General features: G+C 68.9%; 23 protein-coding genes. 13 read left to right on the top strand and 10 right to left on the bottom strand.

Going from position 1 to position 22,151, the window contains the following annotated elements; translation table 11 throughout:
* Window positions 1-4: 4 nt before the first annotated feature.
* The 6 genes from ACX1D1_RS01975 (at window position 5) to ACX1D1_RS02000 (ending at window position 6,107) form a co-directional block, all read left to right on the top strand.
* Complete coding sequence (locus ACX1D1_RS01975; RefSeq protein WP_459055701.1) at window positions 5-199, top strand: hypothetical protein; 195 nt, start codon at window positions 5-7, stop codon at window positions 197-199.
* Window positions 200-269: 70 nt separating this feature from the next.
* A complete protein-coding gene (locus ACX1D1_RS01980; protein WP_459055702.1) occupies window positions 270-1,511 on the top strand; it encodes an ATP-binding protein in 1,242 nt (413 codons plus the stop codon).
* Between the two features lie 51 nt (window positions 1,512-1,562).
* Entirely contained in the window at window positions 1,563-2,252 is a 690-nt protein-coding gene (locus ACX1D1_RS01985; protein WP_459055703.1) for a FadR/GntR family transcriptional regulator, read from the top strand.
* Window positions 2,253-2,403: 151 nt separating this feature from the next.
* Window positions 2,404-3,837: a four-carbon acid sugar kinase family protein gene (locus ACX1D1_RS01990; RefSeq protein ID WP_459055704.1), complete on the top strand. Its 1,434-nt coding sequence runs from the start codon at window positions 2,404-2,406 to the stop codon at window positions 3,835-3,837.
* Between the two features lie 26 nt (window positions 3,838-3,863).
* Window positions 3,864-4,745 carry an NAD(P)-dependent oxidoreductase gene (locus ACX1D1_RS01995; protein WP_459055705.1) on the top strand — a complete coding sequence of 294 codons (882 nt, stop codon included), beginning with the start codon at window positions 3,864-3,866 and terminating at the stop codon, window positions 4,743-4,745.
* 3 nt (window positions 4,746-4,748) lie between these two features.
* Window positions 4,749-6,107 (top strand): GntP family transporter, encoded by a 1,359-nt coding sequence (locus tag ACX1D1_RS02000; RefSeq protein WP_182781023.1) that lies wholly within the window; start codon window positions 4,749-4,751, stop codon window positions 6,105-6,107.
* Between the two features lie 73 nt (window positions 6,108-6,180).
* On the opposite strand, the gene ACX1D1_RS02005 is transcribed toward ACX1D1_RS02000, so the two are convergent.
* Window positions 6,181-6,690: an Lrp/AsnC family transcriptional regulator gene (locus ACX1D1_RS02005; protein ID WP_182781022.1), complete on the bottom strand. Its 510-nt coding sequence runs from the start codon at window positions 6,688-6,690 to the stop codon at window positions 6,181-6,183.
* Window positions 6,691-6,750: 60 nt separating this feature from the next.
* Between ACX1D1_RS02005 and ACX1D1_RS02010 the strand changes: the two genes are divergently transcribed.
* Window positions 6,751-7,398: a LysE family translocator gene (locus tag ACX1D1_RS02010; RefSeq protein ID WP_459055706.1), complete on the top strand. Its 648-nt coding sequence runs from the start codon at window positions 6,751-6,753 to the stop codon at window positions 7,396-7,398.
* Between the two features lie 97 nt (window positions 7,399-7,495).
* On the top strand, window positions 7,496-8,023 hold the full coding sequence (locus ACX1D1_RS02015) for a GNAT family N-acetyltransferase (RefSeq protein ID WP_459055707.1): 528 nt from the start codon (window positions 7,496-7,498) through the stop codon (window positions 8,021-8,023).
* A 180-nt stretch (window positions 8,024-8,203) separates the two neighbouring features.
* On the opposite strand, the gene arr is transcribed toward ACX1D1_RS02015, so the two are convergent.
* The gene (arr, locus tag ACX1D1_RS02020; protein ID WP_459055708.1) at window positions 8,204-8,671 is read right to left on the bottom strand and encodes an NAD(+)--rifampin ADP-ribosyltransferase; all 468 of its coding nucleotides are present in this window, start codon (window positions 8,669-8,671) and stop codon (window positions 8,204-8,206) included.
* A 128-nt stretch (window positions 8,672-8,799) separates the two neighbouring features.
* On the opposite strand from arr, the gene ACX1D1_RS02025 reads away from it, so the two are divergent.
* The gene (locus ACX1D1_RS02025; RefSeq protein WP_459055709.1) at window positions 8,800-9,285 is read left to right on the top strand and encodes a GNAT family N-acetyltransferase; all 486 of its coding nucleotides are present in this window, start codon (window positions 8,800-8,802) and stop codon (window positions 9,283-9,285) included.
* Window positions 9,286-9,335: 50 nt separating this feature from the next.
* A complete protein-coding gene (locus tag ACX1D1_RS02030; protein ID WP_459055710.1) occupies window positions 9,336-12,422 on the top strand; it encodes a DEAD/DEAH box helicase in 3,087 nt (1,028 codons plus the stop codon).
* 193 nt (window positions 12,423-12,615) lie between these two features.
* Here ACX1D1_RS02030 and ACX1D1_RS02035 read toward each other — a convergent pair whose 3' ends face one another.
* The 4 genes from ACX1D1_RS02035 to ACX1D1_RS02050 all read right to left on the bottom strand — a co-directional run bounded on the left by ACX1D1_RS02035 (window position 12,616) and on the right by ACX1D1_RS02050 (window position 16,517).
* Window positions 12,616-13,083, bottom strand: a complete 468-nt coding sequence (locus tag ACX1D1_RS02035; RefSeq protein ID WP_459055711.1) for an NUDIX hydrolase — start codon at window positions 13,081-13,083, stop codon at window positions 12,616-12,618.
* Window positions 13,084-13,112: 29 nt separating this feature from the next.
* Window positions 13,113-13,607 (bottom strand): bifunctional nuclease family protein, encoded by a 495-nt coding sequence (locus tag ACX1D1_RS02040; RefSeq protein WP_182800590.1) that lies wholly within the window; start codon window positions 13,605-13,607, stop codon window positions 13,113-13,115.
* A 75-nt stretch (window positions 13,608-13,682) separates the two neighbouring features.
* Entirely contained in the window at window positions 13,683-14,669 is a 987-nt protein-coding gene (locus tag ACX1D1_RS02045; protein ID WP_459055712.1) for an aldo/keto reductase, read from the bottom strand.
* Window positions 14,670-14,834: 165 nt separating this feature from the next.
* Window positions 14,835-16,517: an FAD-binding protein gene (locus ACX1D1_RS02050; protein WP_459055713.1), complete on the bottom strand. Its 1,683-nt coding sequence runs from the start codon at window positions 16,515-16,517 to the stop codon at window positions 14,835-14,837.
* Window positions 16,518-16,565: 48 nt separating this feature from the next.
* Here ACX1D1_RS02050 and ACX1D1_RS02055 point away from each other — a divergent pair, with 48 nt between their 5' ends.
* From ACX1D1_RS02055 to lgt, 3 genes are all read left to right on the top strand, one after another.
* Window positions 16,566-17,123 carry a TetR family transcriptional regulator gene (locus tag ACX1D1_RS02055; protein WP_459055714.1) on the top strand — a complete coding sequence of 186 codons (558 nt, stop codon included), beginning with the start codon at window positions 16,566-16,568 and terminating at the stop codon, window positions 17,121-17,123.
* Window positions 17,124-17,310: 187 nt separating this feature from the next.
* Complete coding sequence (locus ACX1D1_RS02060; protein WP_459055715.1) at window positions 17,311-17,751, top strand: methylglyoxal synthase; 441 nt, start codon at window positions 17,311-17,313, stop codon at window positions 17,749-17,751.
* Window positions 17,752-17,797: 46 nt separating this feature from the next.
* Entirely contained in the window at window positions 17,798-18,679 is an 882-nt protein-coding gene (gene lgt, locus ACX1D1_RS02065; protein ID WP_459055716.1) for a prolipoprotein diacylglyceryl transferase, read from the top strand.
* A 79-nt stretch (window positions 18,680-18,758) separates the two neighbouring features.
* On the opposite strand, the gene ACX1D1_RS02070 is transcribed toward lgt, so the two are convergent.
* The 4 genes from ACX1D1_RS02070 to ACX1D1_RS02085 form a co-directional block, all read right to left on the bottom strand.
* Window positions 18,759-19,970, bottom strand: coding sequence for an ROK family transcriptional regulator (locus ACX1D1_RS02070; protein WP_182800584.1), 1,212 nt, complete (start codon window positions 19,968-19,970; stop codon window positions 18,759-18,761).
* Between the two features lie 79 nt (window positions 19,971-20,049).
* Window positions 20,050-20,403: an MGMT family protein gene (locus ACX1D1_RS02075; protein ID WP_459055717.1), complete on the bottom strand. Its 354-nt coding sequence runs from the start codon at window positions 20,401-20,403 to the stop codon at window positions 20,050-20,052.
* Window positions 20,396-21,142 (bottom strand): SIR2 family NAD-dependent protein deacylase, encoded by a 747-nt coding sequence (locus tag ACX1D1_RS02080; protein WP_459055718.1) that lies wholly within the window; start codon window positions 21,140-21,142, stop codon window positions 20,396-20,398. The genes ACX1D1_RS02075 and ACX1D1_RS02080 overlap by 8 nt, the downstream gene beginning before the upstream one ends.
* Before the next feature lie 14 nt (window positions 21,143-21,156).
* Window positions 21,157-22,131, bottom strand: coding sequence for an aldo/keto reductase (locus ACX1D1_RS02085; protein WP_459055719.1), 975 nt, complete (start codon window positions 22,129-22,131; stop codon window positions 21,157-21,159).
* Window positions 22,132-22,151 lie beyond the last annotated feature (20 nt).

Consider the following 22,151-nt stretch of genomic DNA (forward strand, 5'->3'; position numbering starts at 1 on the left):
TGCGATGAGCGAGCGAGTGCATGAGCAGCAGTTGAGGGCGCCGTCGGGCTCGACGGTCGCGGACCTGTCGAAGGCCCCGCTGCCCACCGAGTCCACGCTGCGGAAGCGGATGAGCCTGCCGCTGCAGCTGACGCGGTTCGTGGTGTTCAACGCGAGGATCATGCGGATGGTCCTGAAGGGGCACAGCCAGGATCACTGAGTGTGAAGAATGTGAACTGAAATCTGTGATGTTTTTAAACTCTTAAGTGTGAAGAATGTAAACTGAAAGCGTGAGCAGATATCTTCCTCGCCTCGCTGACGGTGAGTTGGCCGCACAACTCGACGCGATGGGAGCCGTGCTCATCGAGGGAGTTAAGGGCTGCGGGAAGACCGCGTCAGCACGTCAGCGTGCTGCCAGTGAGGTGCTCCTGGATACCGATCCGGAGGCAGAGCGCCGCGCGGCCCTCGACCCGCGACTGTTGCTCGATGGCGCCACCCCGAAGCTGCTGGACGAATGGCAACGCGCACCGCGGATCTGGGACGCCGTGCGGCGTGAGGTCGATGCCCGTGGGATTCCGGGCCAGTTCATCCTCACTGGCTCCGCCACCCCGAACAACAACCTGCAGCGCCACACGGGAGCGGGACGGTTCGGTGTGATGCGGATGCGCACCATGACGCTGACGGAGAAGCAGGCGTCGAACCCGGCCGTCTCCCTGGCCGGCCTACTGCGCGGCGATCCGGTGACCCCGGCCAACAGCACACTCGGGGTGCGGGACTACCTCCATCACATTGCGGTGGGCGGGTGGCCGTTCCTAGTGGGGGCCGACGAACGCCGGGCGCGCACCTTCCTCGACGGCTACCTGGACATCATCGTCGAGCATGACATCGACGAGGTGTCCGGGGGGCCACGGAACCCCCGGCTGGTGCGTCGTTTCCTTCACGCCTACGCGCAGATGACGGCCCACCCCGCGACTCTGAGTGCCATCCTCAAACGGATGGAGGATCGAGAGGCCCCATCTCGTCCGGCGTCGCAGCTGTACTACGACGTTCTGACTCGGATGCTCATCGTCGACGAGGTGCCCGCTTGGGATCCTGCGGTGAGATCATCGAAACGCCTCGTCAACACCCCGAAGCGGCTCCTGGCAGACCCGTCGCTCTCGGCAGGCCTGCTGCGGTTGTCCACCGATGGCATGCTCGCGGACCTCTCCACCACCGGATTCCTCTTCGAGAGTCTCGTGGCCCACGACCTGCGGGTGTACTCCGAAGCAGCCGGCGCGTCGGTTTTTCACTACCGGGAGGGTGAGGGTCGGCTGGAGGTGGACTACGTCGTCGAGGATCGAGACGGCGAGTGGCTCGCAGTTGAGGTGAAGATGGGAGATGCTCAGGTGGAGCGGGCCGCGGGCTCATTGCATGCGCTAGCGGCACGAGTGGAGCGGCCTCCACGCGCTCTGGTTGTCATGACAACCGGTTCGCTGGCCTACACCCGGGAAGACGGTGTACATGTGGTCCCCCTGGGAGCGCTGGGGCCTTGAGCGTGTGGCGTAGGCTGACCAGCCGAGAGACGTTGAGTGGACGGGGGAGGCATGAGCCGGCGGGGATTGGTGGACGAGGCCATTCAGGGCATCCTCAATCGCGTCGTCGACGGCACCTTCCCAGTCGGCGGTTCGCTCCCGCCGGAGGCGGATCTCGCTGCGCTCCTGGACGTCAGTCGGCCCACCATGCGCGAGGCGGTCCGGTCGCTGAGCGACCGCGGCGTCCTGCGGGTGGTGCACGGGCGGGGCACCTTCGTCACGGCCCGGGAGGAGTGGCGGGACCTGCCCACCCTCATCGGCGTGCTGGCGCGGACCACACCGTCGCGGGAGCTCGGAATCCAGCTCACCCAGGTCCGGCGGATGCTGGAGGTGGGCGCGGCGGGGCTCGCCGCTGAGAACCGGAACGACGTCGACCTCACCGGGATGCGGGCGGTGCTCGACGGGTATGACGAGGCCGCGACCCGAGGAGACGTCGACGAGGTGGTCAGGCTGGACCTCGCGTTCCACGGCCTGGTCCTGAAGGCCTCGGGCAACCCGTTCCTCGCGGCGATCATGCAGCCGTTGGCCGAGGCTCTGTCGGCGTCGCGGCAGACGACGGCGGCGCGCGAGGACGTAAGGGCGCGGGCGCAGGAGCACCACCGTCGAATCCTGGAGGCCATCTCCGGCGGCGACGCGTCGGCCGCGAAGGACGCGATGCGCGCCCACATGAAGCAGACCCACGACGACATCGCGGCGCTGTAGGTCCCGACCCCCCGCGGTTGAGCCCGGCGTCGGCCGCGGAGCGGCTCGGCCGGTGTTGAAGCCTCATTTGCGGTGGGCAGGGTCTTGCACCCGGACAATCCTTGTGTCATTCTTTCCTAAGACCTCTGAGGTCTGAGCACAAAGGAGTGACATGACAGTGGAACTGTCCGATCTGTTGACCAACCATCCGTCCGTGGTGTCCGTGACCGCGGATGACGTCGTCGAGGCGCGCCACCGCGCGGGCGACCACACCGTCTACGTCGTCCTCGACGACGACCCCACCGGCACGCAGTCGGTGGCCGACCTCCCCGTCCTCACCGCCTGGGAGGTCGACGACTTCCGCTGGGCGTTCGGCACCGGCAAGCCCGCCGTCTACGTGATGACCAACTCGCGCTCGCTGGCCCCCGCCGACGCAGAGCGGGTCAACCGCGAGGTCGTCGCTGCGGCGCTCGAGGCCGCCCGCGACACTCGCGTCGCGTTCGTCTCCCGCTCCGACTCGACGCTGCGCGGCCACTTCCCTCTGGAGCCCCTGACCATCGCCGAGGAGATCCGGACCGCCACCGGCCACGGCGTCGACGGCATCGTCGTGGTCCCCGCGTTCGGCGACGCCGGCCGCATCACCGTCGACGGCGTCCACTACGCGGGCTCCCGCGCCGCCGGCTTCACTCCGGTGGGGGAGACCGAGTTCGCCCGCGACGCCACGTTCGGCTACCGGTCGTCCGGCCTCGCGGAGTGGGTGGAGGAGAAGACCGACGGCGCCACCCGCGCCGCGGACGTCATCCTGATCGACCTCACCACGCTCCGCACCGACCGCGCCCACACCGTCGCGCTGCTGCGCTCCGCCTCAGACGCCCGCGTGATCGTCGTCGACATCGTCGAGGAGGAGGACCTCCGCCAGCTCTCCCTCGCGCTGATGGAGGCCGAGACCGCCGGGTCGCGCTTCATCTACCGCGTCGGCCCGCCGTTCACCCGCGCCCGCATCGGCCAGGCCGTGCATCCGCCGGTGACCCTCGACGAGATCCGCAGCTCCCGCAGCGAGCGTGAGTTGGCCAAGGGCGGCCTCGTCGTCGTCGGCAGCCACGTGGACCTCACCACCCGCCAGCTCAACCACCTCCGCGAGGCGATGCATCCCGTCGAGCTGGAGATCGAGGTGGCCCAGGTCATCGACGCCGCCGCCCGCGACGCTCACGTCGCCGACATCGCCGCCCGCGCCGCCGACGCGCTCAACGACGGCACCGTCGTGGTCCGCACCTCCCGCGCCCTGGTCACCGGAGCCGACGGCCACGAGTCGCTCAACATCTCCCGCCAGGTGTCCGCGGCCGTCGTCGAGGTGGTCCAGCGCGTGCTGGCCGCCAACCCGCCGCGCTTCGTGGTGGCGAAGGGCGGCATCACCTCCTCGGACGTGGCGACGAAGGGCCTCGGCTTCCGCCATGCCAATGTCGTCGGCCCGATGCTTCCCGGCATCGTCTCCCTGTGGTCCGGCCAGGACGGCCCCGCCGCGGGAATCCCCTACGTGGTCTTCGCCGGCAACGTCGGCGCCGCCGACTCCCTTGCTGCCGTCGTCGACACGCTCACCCAAGCCTGATTCACCCTCGAAAGGACCCCACTTCCATGAACATCGCTGTTCTCGGACTCGGCGCCATGGGCCTGCCCATGGCCACCTGGCTAGCCCAGAGCTTCACCGTCACCGCCTTCGACATCGCCGAGGCGCGCGTCCAGCTCGCCACCGATGCGGGCATCACCTGCCGGAAGTCCGCCCGTGACGCCGCCGACGGCGCCGACATCGTCCTGGTCGCCGTGCGCAACCAGTCTCAGCTCGAGGAGCTGCTCTACGGCGAGGCCGGGATCGTCCCGGCGCTGAGCCGCGGCGCCGCGATCATCCTCACCTCCACCGTCGGCATCCAGGCCGTCGAGGACGTTGCGGCACGACTCGCGGACGACGGCATCGGCCTGGCCGACGCCCCCGTCTCCGGCGGCCCCGCCCGCGCGGGCAAGGGCGACCTGCTGGTCACCGTCGGCGCCTACCCGGCCGTCTACGAGCACTGCCGCACCGTGCTCGACGCGATGGCCTCCAACATGGTCTGGGTGGGGGAAGCCCCCGGCAAGGGTCAGTGCATGAAGACCGTCAACCAGCTGCTGTGCGGCGTGCACATCGCCGCGGCGGCCGAGGCGATGGCCCTGGCGGGCGAGCTGGGACTCGACCAGACGAAGGCGCTTGAGGCGCTGATGTCCGGCGCCGCGGCATCGTTCATGCTGGGCGACCGCGGACCCCGCGCCATCCAGGCCTACGCCGGCGAGGACGCCGAGGTGAAGAGCCGCCTGGACATCTTCGTCAAGGACATGGGCATCGTCACCTCCGCGGCGAAGTCTGTGGGCATGCCCGTGCCGGTGGCCGCGGCCGCCGAGCAGTTGTACCTCCAGGGCCTCGCCAACGGCCAGGCCGCCATGGACGACTCCTCCGTCATCCGCCTCGTCACCCCGAAGAAGGGCTGAGCCATGGGAGCCGCAAGCCTGCTCGGCATAGCCGTCGGCGCAATCGTCCTGCTGCTGATCCTGGTCATCCAGATCAAGATGTCGGCCTTCGTCGCCCTGCTTCTCGTGGCGTTCGGCACCGCGCTGGCCACCGGGATCGAACTGACCGAGGTCGTCCCCACCATGACCGAGGGCATGGGCAAGACGCTCTCCAGCGTCATGATCGTCGTCGGCCTCGGCGCCATGCTCGGCCGCCTCATCGAGGTCTCAGGCGGCGCCGACGCCCTGGCGGAGAAATTCTCCGCAGTCCTCGGACCCAAGCGCGTCGTCGCAGCGGTCACGGCCGCCGCCTTCGTGCTGGGCATCCCCGTCTTCTTCGACGTCGGCTTCATCATCCTGGCGCCCATCGTGTTCGGCTTCGCCCGCGTGGCCAAGCTCAACCCGCTGGTCCTGGGGCTCCCCGTCGCGGGCGCCATGCTCACCGTGCACGTCGCGCTGCCCCCGCACCCCGGCCCGGTCGCGGCCGCGGGCATCACCGGCGCCGACGTCGGCATGATGCTGCTCATCGGCCTGCCGATCGCCGCCGTCACCGCGATCGTCGGGTTCTACGCCTCGAAGCTGATCAAGGCGCACAAGTACGAGCTGCTGGAGTCGCCGGCCACGAAGGCCGCCGTCATCCACGACGCTGCCGTCGACGGCCCGAAGCGGGTGCTCGGCGCCGGCACCGTCCTGGCCCTCATCCTGCTGCCCATCCTGCAGATCATGGTGGGAACCGTCGGCAACATGACGCTCGCGGAGGGTTCCACCGCCCGCGGGCTGGCGGGCATGATCGGCTCGTCGCCGATCGCGCTGCTGACCGCCGTCGTCGTGGGCTACCTCGTGGTGGGTCACAACCAGGGCTGGTCGCTGGGCAAGCGTGGGTCGGTGCTGGATTCGGCGCTGCCGGATGTCGCGGTGATCGTGTTCGTCACCGGCGCCGGCGGAGTGTTCGCCAACGTGCTCGTCACCTCGGGCATCGGCGCGGCCTTCTCGGAGGCACTGATCGCCATCAACATGCCGATCATCCTGGCCGGCTTCCTCATCTCGCTCGCACTCCGCGCGTCGCAGGGCTCCGCGACGGTGGCGATCCTCACCGCGGCCGGACTGCTGGCCCAGCCCATCCTGGACGCGGGCTACAACCCCACCCAGATGACGCTGGTCACCCTCGCCATCGCGTTCGGCGGCCTGGGGCTCAGCCACATCAACGATTCGGGCTTCTGGATCGTGACGAAGTACCTGGGCCTCAGCGTCAAGGACGGCCTGAAGACGTGGACCGTGCTGTCGACCATCCTGGGCCTGACGGGCTTCCTGCTCACCTGGGGTGTGTTCGCTCTGGTGTCGTAGCGTTCGGGGATCGACGAGGGGGCCGCGCGGGGGTGCGCGGCCCCCTCGTCGCGTTGACGGCCAGGCTTGAGTCTCAGGGCTCGGCGGGTCCCGGAGGGTGCCGCAACGGAGCCACCCAGGGCTCGCCGAAGATGAGCTGGGTCCGGCAGTGAGCCACCTGGGGAATGGCGAGGAGCTTGTCGATGATGAGCGTCTGCAACTCCGCGCTGCTGGCCACGGCGACGTGGACGAGGTAGTCCTCGCTGCCGCTGACGTTGTAGAGCGCGAGCGTCTCGGGCAGGGCAAGGGCCTTCTGCACGAAGTCGTTGGCGGTGTCTCGTGCGTGCGGCCGGATCTGGATGCCGAGGAACGCCTGTTCGCCCTTCCCGAGGAGGCTGGGGAGCACGTGAGCGCGCGTCGCGACGATGGTGCCGTTGCGGCGCATCCTCCGGATCCGCTCCAGGCAGGTGCTCGGGGCCACACCCACCTTGGCGGCGATGTCCTTGTTGGGGATGGTCGCATCCACCTGGAGCAGTTCGAGGATCGCCCAGTCCACCGAATCCAGTTCGGGAGATCGGTGATCTTTCCTCTGGGGTTCGTTCATGAGCGAAGGGTAGCGAATCCACCCATAACGTTGCCCGGGACGGAATCTCGGGTTGGAGGCATGGTGGGAGCTGAGTCGTGGGCGGCGTTCGCCGTCGCTCTGGTGGTGGCGCTGGCCGTGCCCGGCCCGGACCTGGTGCTGGTGGTGCACTCGGCCACCCGTGGCGTGCGGGAAGGCGCTTCGGCGGCCGCCGGCATCGTCACCGGGTTGATGCTGCATGCGCTGCTCGCGGCGGCGGGTGCGACTGCTCTGCTGGTGTCCGCGCCGGGCGCTCTGACCGCCATGCAGGTGCTCGGCGCCGGAGTGCTGCTGTGGATAGGCGCGGGCATGCTGCGCGCCGCGCGCATTGCGGGGACCGGGGTGGATACCGAAGGCATCACCGCGGGGCGGGCGCGGGGTGGCTACGTGCGCGGGTTGGTCACGAACGCGACCAATCCGAAGGCGCTGCTCTTCTTCGCGGCGATCCTGCCCCAGTTCATCGGGCCCGGCGACGGCGCGGAGTTGCGGACCGCCGCGCTGTGCACAGCCGTCGTGCTTGGGGCGGGGCTGTGGTGGGCGGCGGCGATCGCCCTGGTGAGGCTGTTCGGCTTCCACCGGTCCCCGGCCGCGGACCGCATCGTCACGCTCCTGGGGGGCGTGGCGTTGCTGCTCATCGGGGCTGGGCTGCTCGCCACCACGGCTTACGGTCTCGTCCACCCGGCTGTCTGACCGAGCCGGTCGACGGACCCATGGCCCGTCGCAGCCCAGCCCCGATACCTTCGGACAGAAGACATCTGTAACCCACTTCGACAGAAGGACACCGAGCATGGACCTGAGCTTTCGACGGGCCGAGCCGCATGACACCGCGGCGACGCAGGCGGCCTACCGGAGGATCATCGACCACCTCGCCGAGACCGTGGACTACCCCCACTGGCACACCGAGGACCACCCGACGCCGGCGGAGGTCGCCGGGTGGGTTGAAGCAGGCGAGCTGTACCTGGCCGTCGTCGACGACACCATCGCCGGCGTTGTGGTGCTCAATCACGACGCTGCCGACGCGTACGAGAAGGCTGGTTGGGCGATCGAGGCGGAGCAGGACGAGGTGCTGATCGTCCACGCACTCGGCGTCGTGCCTGACCATCTCGGAATGGGCGTGGCCCGGTTCCTCGTGGACGCCTCGATCAGGGTCGCGAGGGAACAGGACTGCCGGACTGTCCGCCTGGACACCTATGTCGAGAACATCCCCGCGCGCAGGCTGTATGAACGATGCGGCTTCACGGATCTGGGTTGCCACACAGTGCGCTACGACGGAACTGACCTGAACCAGTTCCACCTGTTCGAGTACGTCCTCTAGAACCGACCGGCCGCCTGTCCTGATCACCTTCTCGTTCCCTGAGGAGCGTCGTCCGCGCAGCGGCGCGGCGCGTCTCGAAGGGTCGTGGCGTGAGGTTCAGCACGAACTGCTTGTGGGGTCCGAGACGACCCTTCGAGACCCGCCGCCGATGACGCCAGTGGTCGAGTCCTCGCCCACCGGCTAGTCCTCGATGACGTCGAGTCCCTGCTCCCGGAGCTGGGCGAGGTGGTCCAGCATGCCCTTGAGCACCGCTGGGTCGTGACCCTCCCAGTGCTCAAGCTCCGCGACAACGCGCAGTGAGTGCCGGGTCCGGTAGGACTGCGTGGGGTTGCCAGGGAAGCGCTTGTCGGTCACGTTGGGGTCGTCCTCGAACGGGCCCGTGGGCTCGACTACGTAGACGTGACCGCGCTCGGCGCTGCCGGTCAGGGCGGTGGCCAGCTCCGCTCCCCACACTGCCGTCTCCACCAGTGCCGAGAAGTAGATGTTGTTCGACGCCCGCCCCGCGTGGAAGTTCGAGCCGTAGCCTGCAACGAGTTCGGTGCCGGGCTCGACCGTCGACTTCGTGCCGTGGTAGAACGGCCCCTCGACGTGAGAGCAGCTGTCGAAGGTGACCGGCGTGTGGATGACGGGGTCCTCGTCTGATGTCATCTCTCTCCTTCGTCATGGATACACACGAGTCTGCCATCGGGGGTGCTCGGGCAGCGCCTTGCGAGGCTCGTCGCAGTGCCGTCGAGTGCGCTCTCGCCTTGCAGAGACCTCGAAGGTAGCGTTGCCGGATGCCCGTCACGCTCCGTCGTTACCGCGACCTCGACGTCGAACCCACCTGGCAGGTCTTCCACGCCGCGGTGCGTGTGACGGCCCGCGCGGACTACACGCCTGAGCAGTTGGGGGCCTGGTCGCCCGAGGAGGTGGATCTCGAGGTCTGGGGCCGACGGCGGGCCCAGGCGTGGACTCTGGTGGCGGTGGAGGGGGATCGGGTGGTGGGGTTCAGCGACCTGACCGACGACGGGGTCCTCGACATGCTGTTCGTGCACCCCGACTTCGGGGGGCAGGGTGTGGCGAGGCTGCTGGTGGCGGCGGTCCTTGAAGAGGCGCGACGGCGCGGGCTCGCCCGCGTGGTGACCCACGCCAGCCGCACGGCCAGGCCGGCCTTCGAACGGTTCGGGTTCGTCGTCGAGCGTGAGAACACCGACAACTGGACCCGGGGAGTACGAGTCCCGAACTTCGACATGCACGCGGATCTTCCAGCCGAACCCCGCTGACAAGGCGAGGCGCGCGGTCTTTCGTCGCAGCCAGCTGACATGCTGGGGCCGTGAGCAGCAGCGATGTGCCAGAGGGTTTCTACGACGCGTTGGTCACCCGGGCGCTCCAGCGCCAGATTGAGGTCTCTGGCCTGGACCCCACCCTCGCGGCCATCGAGTCCGCAGAACTCGCAGATGTGCTTGCCCACCATGTGCGCCGAGTGTCACTGGCCGCCTTCGAGGACGTGGGTGAGAAACGTAGCCGTGAGCTCGTCGATGAGGTGATCGCCGGCATGGGATCCGAGGGGGACCTCGTCGCAGGCGAGCCTCGTCGCCTGCTTGCACTCCTGCGCCCCGCCACACCCGGGCACCCAGCGCGCTACCTCGGCGCTCCGGAAACACCCCTGTCGCAGCCCGCCCTCCTCACCAACTCACGAGGCGAGCCGACGATGGGGAGCGAGATCGCCTCCGAGCTCGGCTCCGCTGACCACGTCGAGCTCCTGTGCGCGTTCATCAAGTGGTACGGCATCCGCACGCTGGAGAAGCAGCTCAGCAGCCTCCGCGAGCGGGGAGTCCCGCTGCGCGTGATCACCTCCACCTACCTGGGCTCGACGGAGCGAGCGGCCCTCGATCGGTTGATCCAAGACTTCGGCGCCGAGGTCCGGATCAGCTACGAGACGTCCCGCACCCGGCTCCACGCGAAGGCCTGGCGATTCCTCCGCAACACGGGATACGACACTGCCTACGTCGGGTCCTCCAACCTCACCAGCACGGCGATGCTGGACGGCGTCGAGTGGAACGTGCGGCTCACGTCGACCTCCACTCCGGACCTACTGCGCAAGTTCAGCGCCACCTTCGACAGCTACTGGAACGATCAGGCCTTCGAGCCCTACACGCCCGACGACGGGGATCGTCTGGACCGCGCCCTCGCGGAGGCTTCGGGGAAGACCCGGGCGACGGGCTCCCTCGCGATTTCGGGGCTCGAGGTGCATCCGTGGCCGCACCAGGAGCGAATCCTGGAGGCCCTCGACGTGGAGCGCCACGTGCATGACCGGCACCGCAACCTCGTCGTCGCGGCCACCGGAACAGGCAAGACCGTGGTGGCGGCGCTGGATTACCGCAACCTCGCTCGGGCAGCGGGTCGGCGGCCCAGCCTCCTGTTTGTGGCGCATCGCCGAGAGATCTTGGAGCAAGCCCTGCGCACCTACCGCGAGGTCCTGGCCGACGGAGGCTTCGGTGAGCTGCTCGTTGCCGGCTATCGGCCCTCGCGGTGGCAGCATGTCTTCGCCTCGGTTCAGTCGTTGAGCGCCGAATCGCTGGCTCAGATGGACCCATCGGCTTTCGAGGTGGTGGTCGTCGACGAGTTTCACCACGCTGAGGCGTCGAGCTACCGCCGCATCCTGGACCACTTCAAGCCGGGCGAACTCCTCGGCCTCACCGCAACCCCGGAGCGTGCCGACGGTGTCGACGTCCGAAGCTTCTTCGGCAACCGTGCCGCCTACGAGCTGAGGCTTTGGGACGCGCTCAGCTCGGACCTCCTCAGCCCGTTCCACTACTTCGGGATCGCCGACACCACGGATCTCAGCCACCTAGACTTCCGCCGGGGACGCTACGACGTGGGGCAGCTGTCTGGGCTCTTCACGGGCAACGACGCCAGATCGCGTGTCGTCCTCAAGGAGTTGTCCCGCAAAGTGGCCAGCCCGGGTGCCATGAGGGCCCTGGGCTTCTGTGTGGACGTGTCGCACGCGCGCTACATGGCCAAGGTCTTCAACGACGCGGGTCTACCCGCGGTGGCCGTCGACGGAGACACCCCTGAGGCTGAACGCAAGGCAGCCGTCGCTCGGCTCACTGCGAGTGAGCTGGTGGCGATCTTCACCGCGGACCTGTTCAACGAGGGCGTCGACATCCCGGACGTCGACACGTTGCTGTTCCTCCGCCCCACCGAGAGCGCCACGATCTTCCTGCAGCAGTTGGGCCGCGGCCTCAGGCGAACTCCGGACAAGCCGGTGCTGACGGTGCTGGACTTCGTGGGCCATCACCGCAAGGACTTCAACGTCGCTCAGCGCTTCCGCGCCATCGTCGGAGGGTCGCGGAAGTCACTGAGAGAGCAGGTAGAGCGCGGCTTCCCCTACCTGCCGTCGGGCTCGCAGATAGTGCTCGACGACATCACTCAGGAGCGCGTCCTGGACAACATCAAGGCTCAGATCGCCACACGGTGGAAGCACCTCGTCGCCGAACTGCGGGCCGTCGGCGACGTCGACCTGCGCACGTACCTGGACGAGAGCGGCGTCGAGCTTCCTGACCTGCTGGGCAAGAAGTCGTTCACCGAGCTGCGCCGCGAGGCGGGCATGCCCACACCGGCGGGCGGGCACCTGGAGGCGCAGCTCCTCAAACGCGTCAAGGCGCTGGTTCACGTCGACGATGTGGACCGCCACGCGGCCTACACGAGGCTGCTGGCGGACGCCGCCCCCCACTACCAGCACCTCCAGCCCTCTGATCGACGCTGGGCCGAGATGCTCTTCTTCTCCCTGTGGCCGCACGGCGGAGGATTCGCCAGCGTCGAGGATGGCCTGACGGCTCTGCGTGATGAGCCAGCCTTCAGGCAGGAGGCGTGCATGGTGCTCGATTGGGCGCTTGACCAGGCCGAACACGTGGCGCGCCCCCTCGTCGGACGGCTCCGCGACACGCCGCTCCGGTCGCATGCGCGGTACTCCCGCGAGGAGCTTGCGGCCGCTCTGGGGTACGCCAGCCTCAGCCGATTGCCCGGGAATCTGCGCGAGGGGGTGTTCTACAACCGAGAGGTCGACGTCGACGCGCTGCTGGTCACACTCGTCAAGACCGAGCGCGGCTTCTCGCCAACCACGATGTATCGCGACTACGCCATCAACGCATCGCTGTTCCACTGGGAGTCGCAGTCCCGGACCACCGTCGAATCACCGACGGGGCAGCGCTACGTGACCCAACGCACCAATGGCGCCGAGGTGGCGCTCTTCGTGAGGAACACCCCGATGTGGGAGTTCGGCACTGGCGCGCCGTATCTGCTGCTGGGGGACGTCGATTACGTCGATCACCGAGGTGAGCGACCGATTGCGATCACCTGGAAGTTGCGGCGAGCCATGCCTCCGCAGGTCCTGCAGGAGGCACGCGCCGTCAGCTGACGCGAGCACCCACATGGTGAGAATCCGGGGAGTTGGACGCCATAGGGCGCTATCTCCCCGGATTCTCACTCTCTCCGCGTGGGTCGTGATCCACCAGACCCAGGGAACCGTCGAGAGGGAGCAGCCAGCTCAGTCCGTGAGCTCCACGCCCGCCGCGTCGCGGTGCCACCCCCGCCGTCGCGGATGCTCCGGATCACCGCACGAAGTGGGTGGCCTCGTCGCTCGCCAGGGCACGCTCGAGGGCCTCCCGATGCCACTGCGACAAGGGCGGCAGATCGTCGAGGGGGAACCATCGCGCGTCCGTGTTCTCGTCGTCGGCTGGGTGCGGCTCGCCGCTCACCCACCGGAAGAGAAACTCGACGGACAGGTACTGGGTCTGATCCCCGTTGTCGTAGGTGATCATCGGCGTCACCCGCAGCGAGACCAACCGCACCGGCTCACCGACCACGCCCGCCTCCTCGAGTAGCTCCCGCCGGGCGGCCTGCGCGGGCTCCTCGCCCGGATCGACGATTCCTGTGACCGGAGTCCAGGCGCCGTTGTCCGCGCGTCGCACCAGCAGCACCTCGTCGTCGCGCACGACGATGGCGCTGGTGCCGGTCAGCCAGAGCGGGGCGTGACCCACCTTCTCACGCAGCTTCAGGATGAATTCGGGGGTTGCCATGGGCACACGCTAGCGGGGTCGGCGCCGGCTCAGCCCTGGAAGTCCTCCGGCTCCACATCCTCCAGGAACTTGGTGAACGCCTCCACCTCGGCCTCCTCGTCCACCTCGTGCTCCCGGTCGTCGGGGATGGCGGCGTCGTCGAGCACCGACTCGGCCGCCCAGATCACCGTCCCGGTTCGGACGGCCAATCCCAGCGCGTCCGAGGGCCTCGCGTCCAGCACGATCTGCCCGCCGGGCGTGGACAGGGTGATCTCGGCGTAGAAGGTGCCGCCCTCGATACGGGTGATCGCGACCCTCTCCACAGAGGTATCCAACGCTTCCAGCACATGCCGCATCAGGTCCAGGGTGAGCGGCCTGGGCGCCGGGTCGCCGTTGACGCCCTGAAGGATCGCGGCCGCCTCCAGCCCACCGATCCAGATCGGCAGCATCCTGCCCTCGCCCGTCTCTTCGCCGACGGGCTTCAGGATCACCACCGGCTGCGACTTCACGTCCAGTGCGAGCCCGACGATGTGGACGGGGATCATGGATGCCACCTCTCAGCGGGGCCAGATGTTCGGCCGGATTGTGATGCCTCTTCCATCGTAGGCCGGGCCGACGCCTCACCAGCGGTCGTGCACGTACCCGCGGATGTACTCGTCGTAGATCCGCTCACACGCGGCCAACTGCTCAGCGGTCAGCGACGGCAGTGACCCCGCCGCCGCGTTCGCCCGCGCCTGATCCGGCCGGCTCGCCCCCGGGATAACGACGGAGACTCCCGGCTGATCGATGATCCAGCGCAGCGCCAGCTGGGCCGGGGTAACGCCCTCGGGCACGATGGCGGCGAACTCGCGCGCCGCCTCCACTCCAACGTCGTAGGGAACACCGCTGAACGTTTCGCCCTGGTCGAAGGCCTCGCCCTGACGGTTGTAAGTGCGGTGATCCTCCACGGCGAACGTCGTCGACGCGGTGAACCGGCCGGTCAGCAGCCCGCTGGCCAGCGGCACCCGCGCGATGATGCCCACCCCCGCCTCGGCAGCGGCCGGCAGCACTCGCTCCAACGGCTTGCGGCGGAACACGTTGAGGATGATCTGAATGCTGGCCACGCCAGGACGCGCCATGGCGGTGAGGGCCTCGTCGACCGTCTCCACGGACACGCCGTAGTGGCGGATCCGGCCCTCGGCCACCATCTCGTCGAGCACGTCGTAGACCGAGTCGTCGGAGTACACCGGTGTGGGCGGGCAGTGCAGCTGGATCAGGTCGATGGCCTCGACGCCGAGCAGGCTGCGGGAGCGGTCGGCCCAGGCGCGGAGATGGTCGCGGGTGAACTGTTCCGGGGTGTGCGGGTTGGCGCGGCGGCCCAGCTTGGTGGCCACAGTGAGGGAGTCGTCGGCGCGCTCCTTGAGGAAACGGCCGACGAGCTCCTCGCTGTGCCCATCGCCGTAGACGTCCGCGGTGTCGAAGAAGGTGACGCCCTCGTCGGCTGCGGTGTGGAGGACCGCCATGGCGGTGTCGTCGCTGACCGAGCCCCAATCGCCGCCGAACTGCCAGCATCCTTGTCCCACGACGCCGATGGTGCGGCCGGTCCTACCCAAAATGGAAGTCTGCATGCCTCCCACCTTGGCACACCACACCTGATCACGTCTGAGGTGCTCCGCCTTCGCCTATCGAGCCCGGGGAGCGAGTCATAGTTATGCATAGTTATGAGGCATTCGAGCCGGTGATCCCAAATGCTCATATCTCTGTATGACCGTGCTGGCAGCGCACCGCCGCCGTCAGCCGGCGGAGGTTGAACCTCCCGCACCCACGAGGTCTCCCGCCGATCCGGCGCCGGCCATGTGGCGGGCCCCCCGGAGGCCGAACACCGTCGCTGGGCCGATCGTCGAGCCGGGGCCGGGGTACGTGCGCCCCATCACGGAGGCCGAGTTGTTGCCCGCCGCGTACAGGCCCTCGATCACCGAGCCGTCCTCACGCAGCGCCCGCGCGAACTCGTCGGTCACCACGCCACCCTTCGTGCCCAGGTCGCCGATCACCACGCGATACGCCGTGAACGGACCCTTCTCCAGCGGGCCCAGGTTGGCGTTCGGGATCACCGACGGATCGCCGTAGTAGCGGTCGTAGGCGGACCTCCCGCGGCCGAAGTCGTCATCCACGCCCGCCCGGGCGAAGGCGTTGAACCGGTCGACGGTGGCGCGCAGCGTGGCGGGCTCCATCCGCAGCTTCCGCGCCAGAGCCTCGACGGTGTCCGCCTTCGCCATCAACCCCTCGGCCGCAAGCTTCTTGTTGGTGCGCGGATCCATCGCGTAGGTGCGCATGTAACGGCGCGCGTGGCGGGCCTCACCGATGATCCAGTAGGCACCGTCCTTGTCGTGCTCCAACATGTGGTGCCCAAGGTCCACGTAGGACTCCGCCTCATTGGCGAACCGTTCCCCGCGGCCGTCCACCATGATCGAGTAGGGCAGCGCCCGCTCGCCCACGATGAAGGACGGGTCCCCGCCGTCGGCGCCGATTACGGACGCTCCCCACCACGCGTCGTCCATCAGCTCCAGCGCCGCGCCCGCGCGCTGGCCGAGCCCGATCGCCGAGCCCAGGTTGCCCGGGTTGCCGGAGCTGTCGCCCTCGATGCCGTGGTACTGCACCCGCATCAGGGCGTTGCGGTCGAATCCGCCGCCCGCGAGCATCACGCCGCGGCGGGCGCCCACGGTCTGGGTGCGGCCGTCGCGGGTGATCCGCACGCCGACCACGCGGTCGCCGTCGAAGATCAGGTCCTCGACGGGGCTGCTCAGCCACAGCTTCGCTCCGCCCTTCTGCACCACGCCCGCGAACATCGCGGTGGCGAGCGCGGCGCCGATCCCCACGCCCCGCCTCCCGGTGCCCAGGAATCCGAGCATCCGGAACACGAGGCTCGCTCCGCGCTTGAATCCGCCCCAGGTGGACCAGGCGCGCTGGATGAGCCACACGTCGTCGGTCTTGATCGGCAGCGGCGCCGTGAGGCGGAGCGTCGAATACCAGTCGCCAAGCACCTTCGAGTCCAGTGGCTTCACCTCCACGGCGCGCCCGATCCGCCCACCGGGGAGTTCGGGGTAGTAGTCCGGGTACTCGCCCGCCCGGACGAACTCCACCCCGTAGCGCTCAGCGGTGGTGACCAAGTCGGACACCGAATCGACGAAGGCCTCCTTGCGCTCGCGCGATGTGCACCGTCCGACGTCCCCGATGCACGCCTCCATGTACTCGAGTGCGGACTCGCGGGAGTCGGAGACCCTCTCCCGCTGCATCAGGGGATTGTTGGGCAGCCAGAGGCCGCCTCCCGACATGGCCGTGCTGCCGCCCCACTTCTCGGTGCTCTCCAGCATCACCACGTCCAGCTTCTCGTCGACGGCGCCCAGCGCGGTGGCCATCGCGGCCCCACCCGAGCCCACAACCACCACATCGAAAGTGTGGTCGAAAGTCTGCGTCATTTCTCCTCCTCATACCGGACATCTATGTCCGGTTCTATGCTGTCCAGCATGCCCGCCCATCACCGTCGGATCAATAGGGGACCCGCAGCGGCCGCCGAGAATCGCCGCGCGGTGCTGGCTGCCGCCCGCGAACTCTTCGCCGAACGGGGCTACGACGTGCCGATGCAGGCCATCGCCAAGCGGGCCGGCGTCGGCCAGGGGGTGCTCTACCGGCACTTCCCCAAGCGACTGGACCTGGCGCTGGCGGTGTTCGAGGAGAACTTCGTCCGCCTCGAGACGGCCGGGGCCGACGTGGGCCCCGGCTCCTTCAGCGCCCTGTGGGGAGTGATGGTGGACAGCGTGGTGGAATCCGCGGCCTTCGTCGAGATGGCGGTCGAGGCGCGGCGCGAGATGCCGGACTTCGGCGGCAACGAGCGTGTGGTCGCGGTGTTCGGCCCCCACGTGGAGGCCGCCAGGCAGGCGGGGGAGGTGCGCCCGGACCTCGTCGTCGACGATGTGCTCACGGCCGTGCGGATGGTCTACGGCCTGGTGGTGACCAGCGGCGGGGGCGGCATGCTGAGGGGGCGGATCGCGGCGGTGTCGCGGCGATGGTTCGGAATGGGGTGAGTCCCTGAACGGGTGCGGGTGGCTTCGACGCGTGCTGCGGCACTGCGCGCCTTGGCGCGGCTCACCACCCAGCGGGATAGCGGGCGCGGGAGCCTCAAACCGGCAGGTGGAGGCAACAGACGGCTAAGCCGCGCCCAGCGGTTCGTGCAGGCCTACGCTGGCCTCACACGGATGAGAGGCGGCAGACATGCCGGACATCAAACACAACATCGCCCTCGTGGCGCACGACAACAAGAAGGCCGAGCTGCTCAGCTGGGCCAACTACAACCGGGGCACCCTCAGCCACCACACCCTCTTCGCCACCGGCACCACGGGCACGATGCTGGAGTACGAGCTCGGGCTGCCCGTGACCCGGCTGCTGTCCGGCCCTGTGGGCGGGGACCAACAGATCGGCGCGATGATCGCCGAAGGCCGGATCGACACGCTCATCTTCTTCTGGGATCCGCTCGAGCCGCAGCCCCACGACCCTGACGTGAAGGCGCTGCTGAGGATCGGGGCCGTGTGGAACGTGCCCATGGCGTGCAACGTCGCCACCGCCGACGTCCTGATCTCGTCGCCGCTGATGAGCCAGCCGTGGGCGAACCGCCCAGACATCTCGCCGCGAGCCTGGCAGCCCGACGAGGAGTGATGGCCGGGCCTTCGGCCACCTTGCCGCGGTATGGAAAGCTGGGGCCGTGACACCCCTCGAGCTGACCTTCCCGGACATCAATCCGGTTGCCATCAACATCTTCGGCCTGAAGATCCACTGGTACGCCCTCATGTACCTCCTCGCGTTCGCGATGGGGTACGGGTTGATGATCCTGCGCCTCCGGCACGAGCCCTACCGGTCGATCACCACGCCCAGGCCGTGGACCCGGACGAGCATCGAAGACATCCTGCTCGCGGCCATCATCGGCGTCATGGTGGGCGGACGCCTCGGCTACACGCTCTTCTACAATCCGGCCTACTACTTTGCCAACCCGCTGGAGATCCTCCAGATCTGGGATGGCGGGATGAGCTTCCACGGCGGTGCCATCGGCGTGGCGCTCGGCCTGGCCTGGTTCGCCTTCCGCGAGAAGCGCCCCTTCCTCCAGGTGGCGGACTTCCTCGTGCCCGCCGCGCCCATCGGCCTGGCGGCCGGCCGGTTCGGCAACTTCATCAACGGCGAGCTGTGGGGCCGCGAGGCGTCGGCAGGCCTGCCTTGGGCCATGCGGTTCCCCACCGGGGGCGACGTCCTGCGCCACCCGTCGCAGCTCTACCAGATGCTCCTCGAGGGCGTCCTGCTGTTCATCCTGCTTTGGCTCTACGCCCGCAAGCCCCGCTTCCGCGGCCAGATCACCGGCGCATTCATCGCCGGCTACGGGCTGTTCCGGTTCATCGCGGAGTTCTGGCGCGAGCCCGACGCGCAGCTGGGCTTCCTCTCGCTCGGGCTCAGCATGGGTCAGTGGTTGTCGCTGCCCATGGTGCTGATCGGCCTCGTCCTCTGGTCCTGGGCCCGGATGCGCGCAGTCAGCGATGTGGAAACCGAGGCTGTTGATAACCCGGAGGATAAGTCCGTGGAGTCCGACGAGGCCTGACCCCTTCGCGGTGACCTGCGGTCTTTTCGCTCCGCGAACCTGTGGACAACTGTGTGGACGGCTGTGTGGACCGACCGGCTCAGAGGTGGTAGTGGCCGGCGCGGGCGGCCAGCCATCCTTCGGGATCCTTGAAGACGGGGCCCATGGCCGCCAGCCCCGCCCCCATCACCGACCGCAGGGGTGCGTCGGTCAACGCCGTGACCTCCATGGGTGTCTTGCGGGCCCACACCACCCGGCCCGCCAACTGCCGGTGCAGAGGCTCGCGCAGCCAGGGTTCGAGGTGGGCGAAGTGACCGGACAGTCGCACGGTGGACACGTCGGAGAGGTTGATCGCAGCACCGAGCGCGATCCCCAGGGCGCCGGCGGCGCGGCGGATCACCGTCTGGGCCCGTTCGTCGCCGTGGGAGAGGGCGTGCATGAGTGCCTCCAGGGTGGGTTGCCTGGCCGCTGAGAGGAGGGCGTGCAGGCCAACGACCGTCTCCAGGCAGCCGACCGAACCGCACGGACAGGGTGCCCCGCGCGGGTCTACGCAGACGTGGCCGATCTCACCGGCCCAGCCGTGCTCGCCGAGGTGCAGCCTGCCCTTGACGACGATGGCGCCTCCAACCCCGGCATCCCCACAGAGCAGGATGAACGACCCGCCGTGCGCGTCCCGGAGCAGGGTCACCGCGCCGCTGTCCGCGTCGTTGGCGATATTCAGCGACACAGGCACGCCGTCGTGCGCGAGAGACCAGTGATCTGCCGGGCGTTCCCCCTCCCAGCCGAGCGGAGTGGAGCGCACGATCAGGCCGGCCTTGCGATCCACCAAGGCGGGCAGCGCCACGTAGGCGCCGATGAGGCGGCCGGCGGAAGGAAGCTCCTCCAGGACGCTACGTGAGAGCCGCTCCAACTCGGCCATGGTCCCCGCGACACCCAGGCGCTTGGCATCCGCGGCCACCTCCCGGGAGGCAGTCACCTTGGAGGTCAGGTCCACGAGGCCCACCGCGAGCCTGCCCAGGCGGACATGCAGGCCCAGCCCGAACGTGGTCCCCGGCTTGATGAACAGCGGGACCGCGGGGCGGCCCCGGCCGGCGCTGGCCGCCTCGCCCTCGGTCACCAGATCGCCGGAGATCAGCTCGTCAACCAGCCGCGACACCGTCGATCTCGTCATGCCCAGCTGCTGGGCGATTCCCGCGCGCGACACGTGCCCGCTGTGTTCCACCACGCGCAGAAACACCAACGCGAGGTTCGACGATCGCATCGCCGACTGCGTCATGCCCGAGGTGTGCTCGTACTCCGGCTCTTCCGTCATGCAACTCACTTCCGATCACCGACGCTGGGGGTGCGTCTCCGGTGACGCCGCCAGTGTCCACCCAACAAGGTGTTGAGCGCTAGGGGGCGTCCATAAATGGGCGGTCAGGCAGATCTGCAACGGCGGCCCGATAGTCGTCGCCTAGGCGCTCCAGGTCCGCCCGGCAGCGGCTGATCAGGCAGCGGTCGCCGTCGGCGTCGATGCCTTCGCGCTGCCACTGCTTCCGGGCCAGCGGGAGCAGATGCTCGGGCATTCGCCCGGAGGCGTTGGTCACGCGCCACCATGACACCTCACCGCCCCAACTGGTCATGATGCTGCCGACCCGGCGGGGCGACGTGCCAACAAGAGCCGCGATGTCGCCGTAGGCCACGACCCGCCCCGGCGGGACCTGGTCCACGGCCCGCAGCACGCGCTCCACCACCTCGTCACTCATCGGCGACCCCTAGCAGAGCCGGGAGGACCTCGTCGAGCTGACCGCGGATGACCTGGTCCGCGTCGTCGTCGTAGGCGGTGGCCTCCGCGTTGACGATCACTCCGTACGCCCCGAGCTCCAACGCCAACGGGAACAGGCCGGCGACGGGATAGACGCCGAGAGTGGTGCCGACGGCGACGATGGCGTCGCAGTCCTCCGCCGCCGCCACCGCGGCGCCCAGCACGTCGGCGTCGAGGACCTCCTCGAACAGCACGACGGTGGCCCGCGTGATCCCCCCACACGCGGGGCAACGCGGATCCTCCTCGCCGGCCGCCACCCGCTCCAGCATCTCCTCCATCGGACCGGTGCGCCCACACATCTCGCAGCGCCAGGTGCGTGCCGAGCCGTGGATCTCGTGCACCAGATCGGGGTTGCTGCCGGCCAACTGGTGCAGACCGTCGGTGTTCTGCGTGACGATCGCGCGCAACCGCCCCGCCCGCTCCAGCTCGACGATGGCCCGGTGCGCGCGAGTGGGCTGCGCGGCCCACATCGCGGGGTGGGCCCGACGGCGCCAGGCCGCCTTGCGCACGTCGTCGTCGCGGAGATACCAGGAGAGGGTGGAGACCAGCTCGGCGTACGGGTCCCGCGTCCAGAGACCCTCAGGCCCGCGGAAGTCCGGGATGCCCGCCGCGGTGGACAGCCCGGCCCCGCTGAGGATCAGGATCCGGGTGGCCTCGTCGAGGCTCGTGATCTTCGCCACGGCTCAGCCTCCGGTCACCAGGCGTAGGCCTCCGGCGCGGCTCCGCCGGGGCCGGGGAAGATTTCGTCGAGGCGCTTCAAGGCGGCGTCGTCGAGGGTGATCTCCAGCGCGCGGAGGGCGCCTTCGAGCTGCTCCATGGTGCGAGGCCCGATGATGGGTCCGGTGACACCGTCCTGGTGCAGCAACCACGCGAGGGCCACGTCGCCGGGCGCGTGGCCGAGCTCGTCGCAGAACGCCTCCCACTGCTCCAGCTGCGCCCGCTTCTCCTCGACCCGCTTGAGCATGCCCGCGTCTGCGCGGCGGCCCTCATCGATCTTGCGCAGCACGCCACCCAGCAGGCCGCCGCCCAGCGGCGACCACGGAATGACGCCGAGGCCGTAGTGGCGGGCCGCCGGGAGGACCTCAAGCTCGATGGTGCGGGCGGCGAGGTGGTAGAGCGACTGCTCGCTGACCAGGCCGAGCGAGTGACGCGCCTTGGCGGCCTCGTTGGCCGCGGCGATGTGCCAGCCGGCGAAATTCGACGAGCCCACGTAGACGATGTCGCCGGAGGCGACGAGGCGGTCCATCGACTGCCACACCTCCTCCCATGTGGTGGCGCGGTCCACGTGGTGCATCTGGTAGAGGTCGATGTGTTCGGTCTGGAGCCGCCTCAGGGAGGCGATCGCCGAGCGGCGCACGTTGACGGCGGACAGCTTCGAGAAGTTCGGCACCTCTTCGTCGAGGGTGGAGCCGTAGCACTTGGTGGCCAGCACCACCTCGTCGCGGCGGCCGGACTTGGCGAACCAGCGCCCGACGATCTCCTCGGTGCGGCCGCGATGGCCCTGACCGCCGTAGCCGTTGGCGGTGTCGAAGAAGTTGATGCCCGCGTCGAGGGCGCGGTCCATGATGGCGTGCGAGTCCTCTTCCGAGGTGTGCGGGCCGAAGTTCATGGTGCCGAGCACGATGCGCGAGACGAGAAGGCCGGAACGACCGAGGTGGGTGTACTGCATGGTGTCCTCCAGTTGACTGC

The sequence above is a fragment of the Tessaracoccus luoxuelianae genome (assembly GCF_054483915.1).

Bases quoted from the DNA above. Each gene is read 5' to 3' on its own strand.
- ACX1D1_RS01995 (WP_459055705.1), top strand. From the start codon at position 3,864: ATGAACATCGCTGTTCTCGGACTCGGCGCCATGGGCCTGCCCATGGCC.
- ACX1D1_RS01985 (WP_459055703.1), top strand. From the start codon at position 1,563: ATGAGCCGGCGGGGATTGGTGGACGAGGCCATTCAGGGCATCCTCAAT.
- ACX1D1_RS02060 (WP_459055715.1), top strand. From the start codon at position 17,311: ATGCCGGACATCAAACACAACATCGCCCTCGTGGCGCACGACAACAAG.
- ACX1D1_RS02015 (WP_459055707.1), top strand. From the start codon at position 7,496: ATGGACCTGAGCTTTCGACGGGCCGAGCCGCATGACACCGCGGCGACG.
- ACX1D1_RS02040 (WP_182800590.1), bottom strand. From the start codon at position 13,607: ATGATCCCCGTCCACATCGTCGGGCTCGCACTGGACGTGAAGTCGCAG.
- ACX1D1_RS02050 (WP_459055713.1), bottom strand. From the start codon at position 16,517: ATGACGCAGACTTTCGACCACACTTTCGATGTGGTGGTTGTGGGCTCG.
- ACX1D1_RS02070 (WP_182800584.1), bottom strand. From the start codon at position 19,970: ATGACGGAAGAGCCGGAGTACGAGCACACCTCGGGCATGACGCAGTCG.
- ACX1D1_RS02025 (WP_459055709.1), top strand. From the start codon at position 8,800: ATGCCCGTCACGCTCCGTCGTTACCGCGACCTCGACGTCGAACCCACC.
- ACX1D1_RS01990 (WP_459055704.1), top strand. From the start codon at position 2,404: ATGACAGTGGAACTGTCCGATCTGTTGACCAACCATCCGTCCGTGGTG.
- ACX1D1_RS02005 (WP_182781022.1), bottom strand. From the start codon at position 6,690: ATGAACGAACCCCAGAGGAAAGATCACCGATCTCCCGAACTGGATTCG.
- ACX1D1_RS02045 (WP_459055712.1), bottom strand. From the start codon at position 14,669: ATGCAGACTTCCATTTTGGGTAGGACCGGCCGCACCATCGGCGTCGTG.
- ACX1D1_RS02085 (WP_459055719.1), bottom strand. From the start codon at position 22,131: ATGCAGTACACCCACCTCGGTCGTTCCGGCCTTCTCGTCTCGCGCATC.
- ACX1D1_RS02035 (WP_459055711.1), bottom strand. From the start codon at position 13,083: ATGGCAACCCCCGAATTCATCCTGAAGCTGCGTGAGAAGGTGGGTCAC.
- ACX1D1_RS02055 (WP_459055714.1), top strand. From the start codon at position 16,566: ATGCCCGCCCATCACCGTCGGATCAATAGGGGACCCGCAGCGGCCGCC.
- ACX1D1_RS01975 (WP_459055701.1), top strand. From the start codon at position 5: ATGAGCGAGCGAGTGCATGAGCAGCAGTTGAGGGCGCCGTCGGGCTCG.
- ACX1D1_RS02075 (WP_459055717.1), bottom strand. From the start codon at position 20,403: ATGAGTGACGAGGTGGTGGAGCGCGTGCTGCGGGCCGTGGACCAGGTC.
- arr (WP_459055708.1), bottom strand. From the start codon at position 8,671: ATGACATCAGACGAGGACCCCGTCATCCACACGCCGGTCACCTTCGAC.
- ACX1D1_RS02000 (WP_182781023.1), top strand. From the start codon at position 4,749: ATGGGAGCCGCAAGCCTGCTCGGCATAGCCGTCGGCGCAATCGTCCTG.
- ACX1D1_RS02010 (WP_459055706.1), top strand. From the start codon at position 6,751: ATGGTGGGAGCTGAGTCGTGGGCGGCGTTCGCCGTCGCTCTGGTGGTG.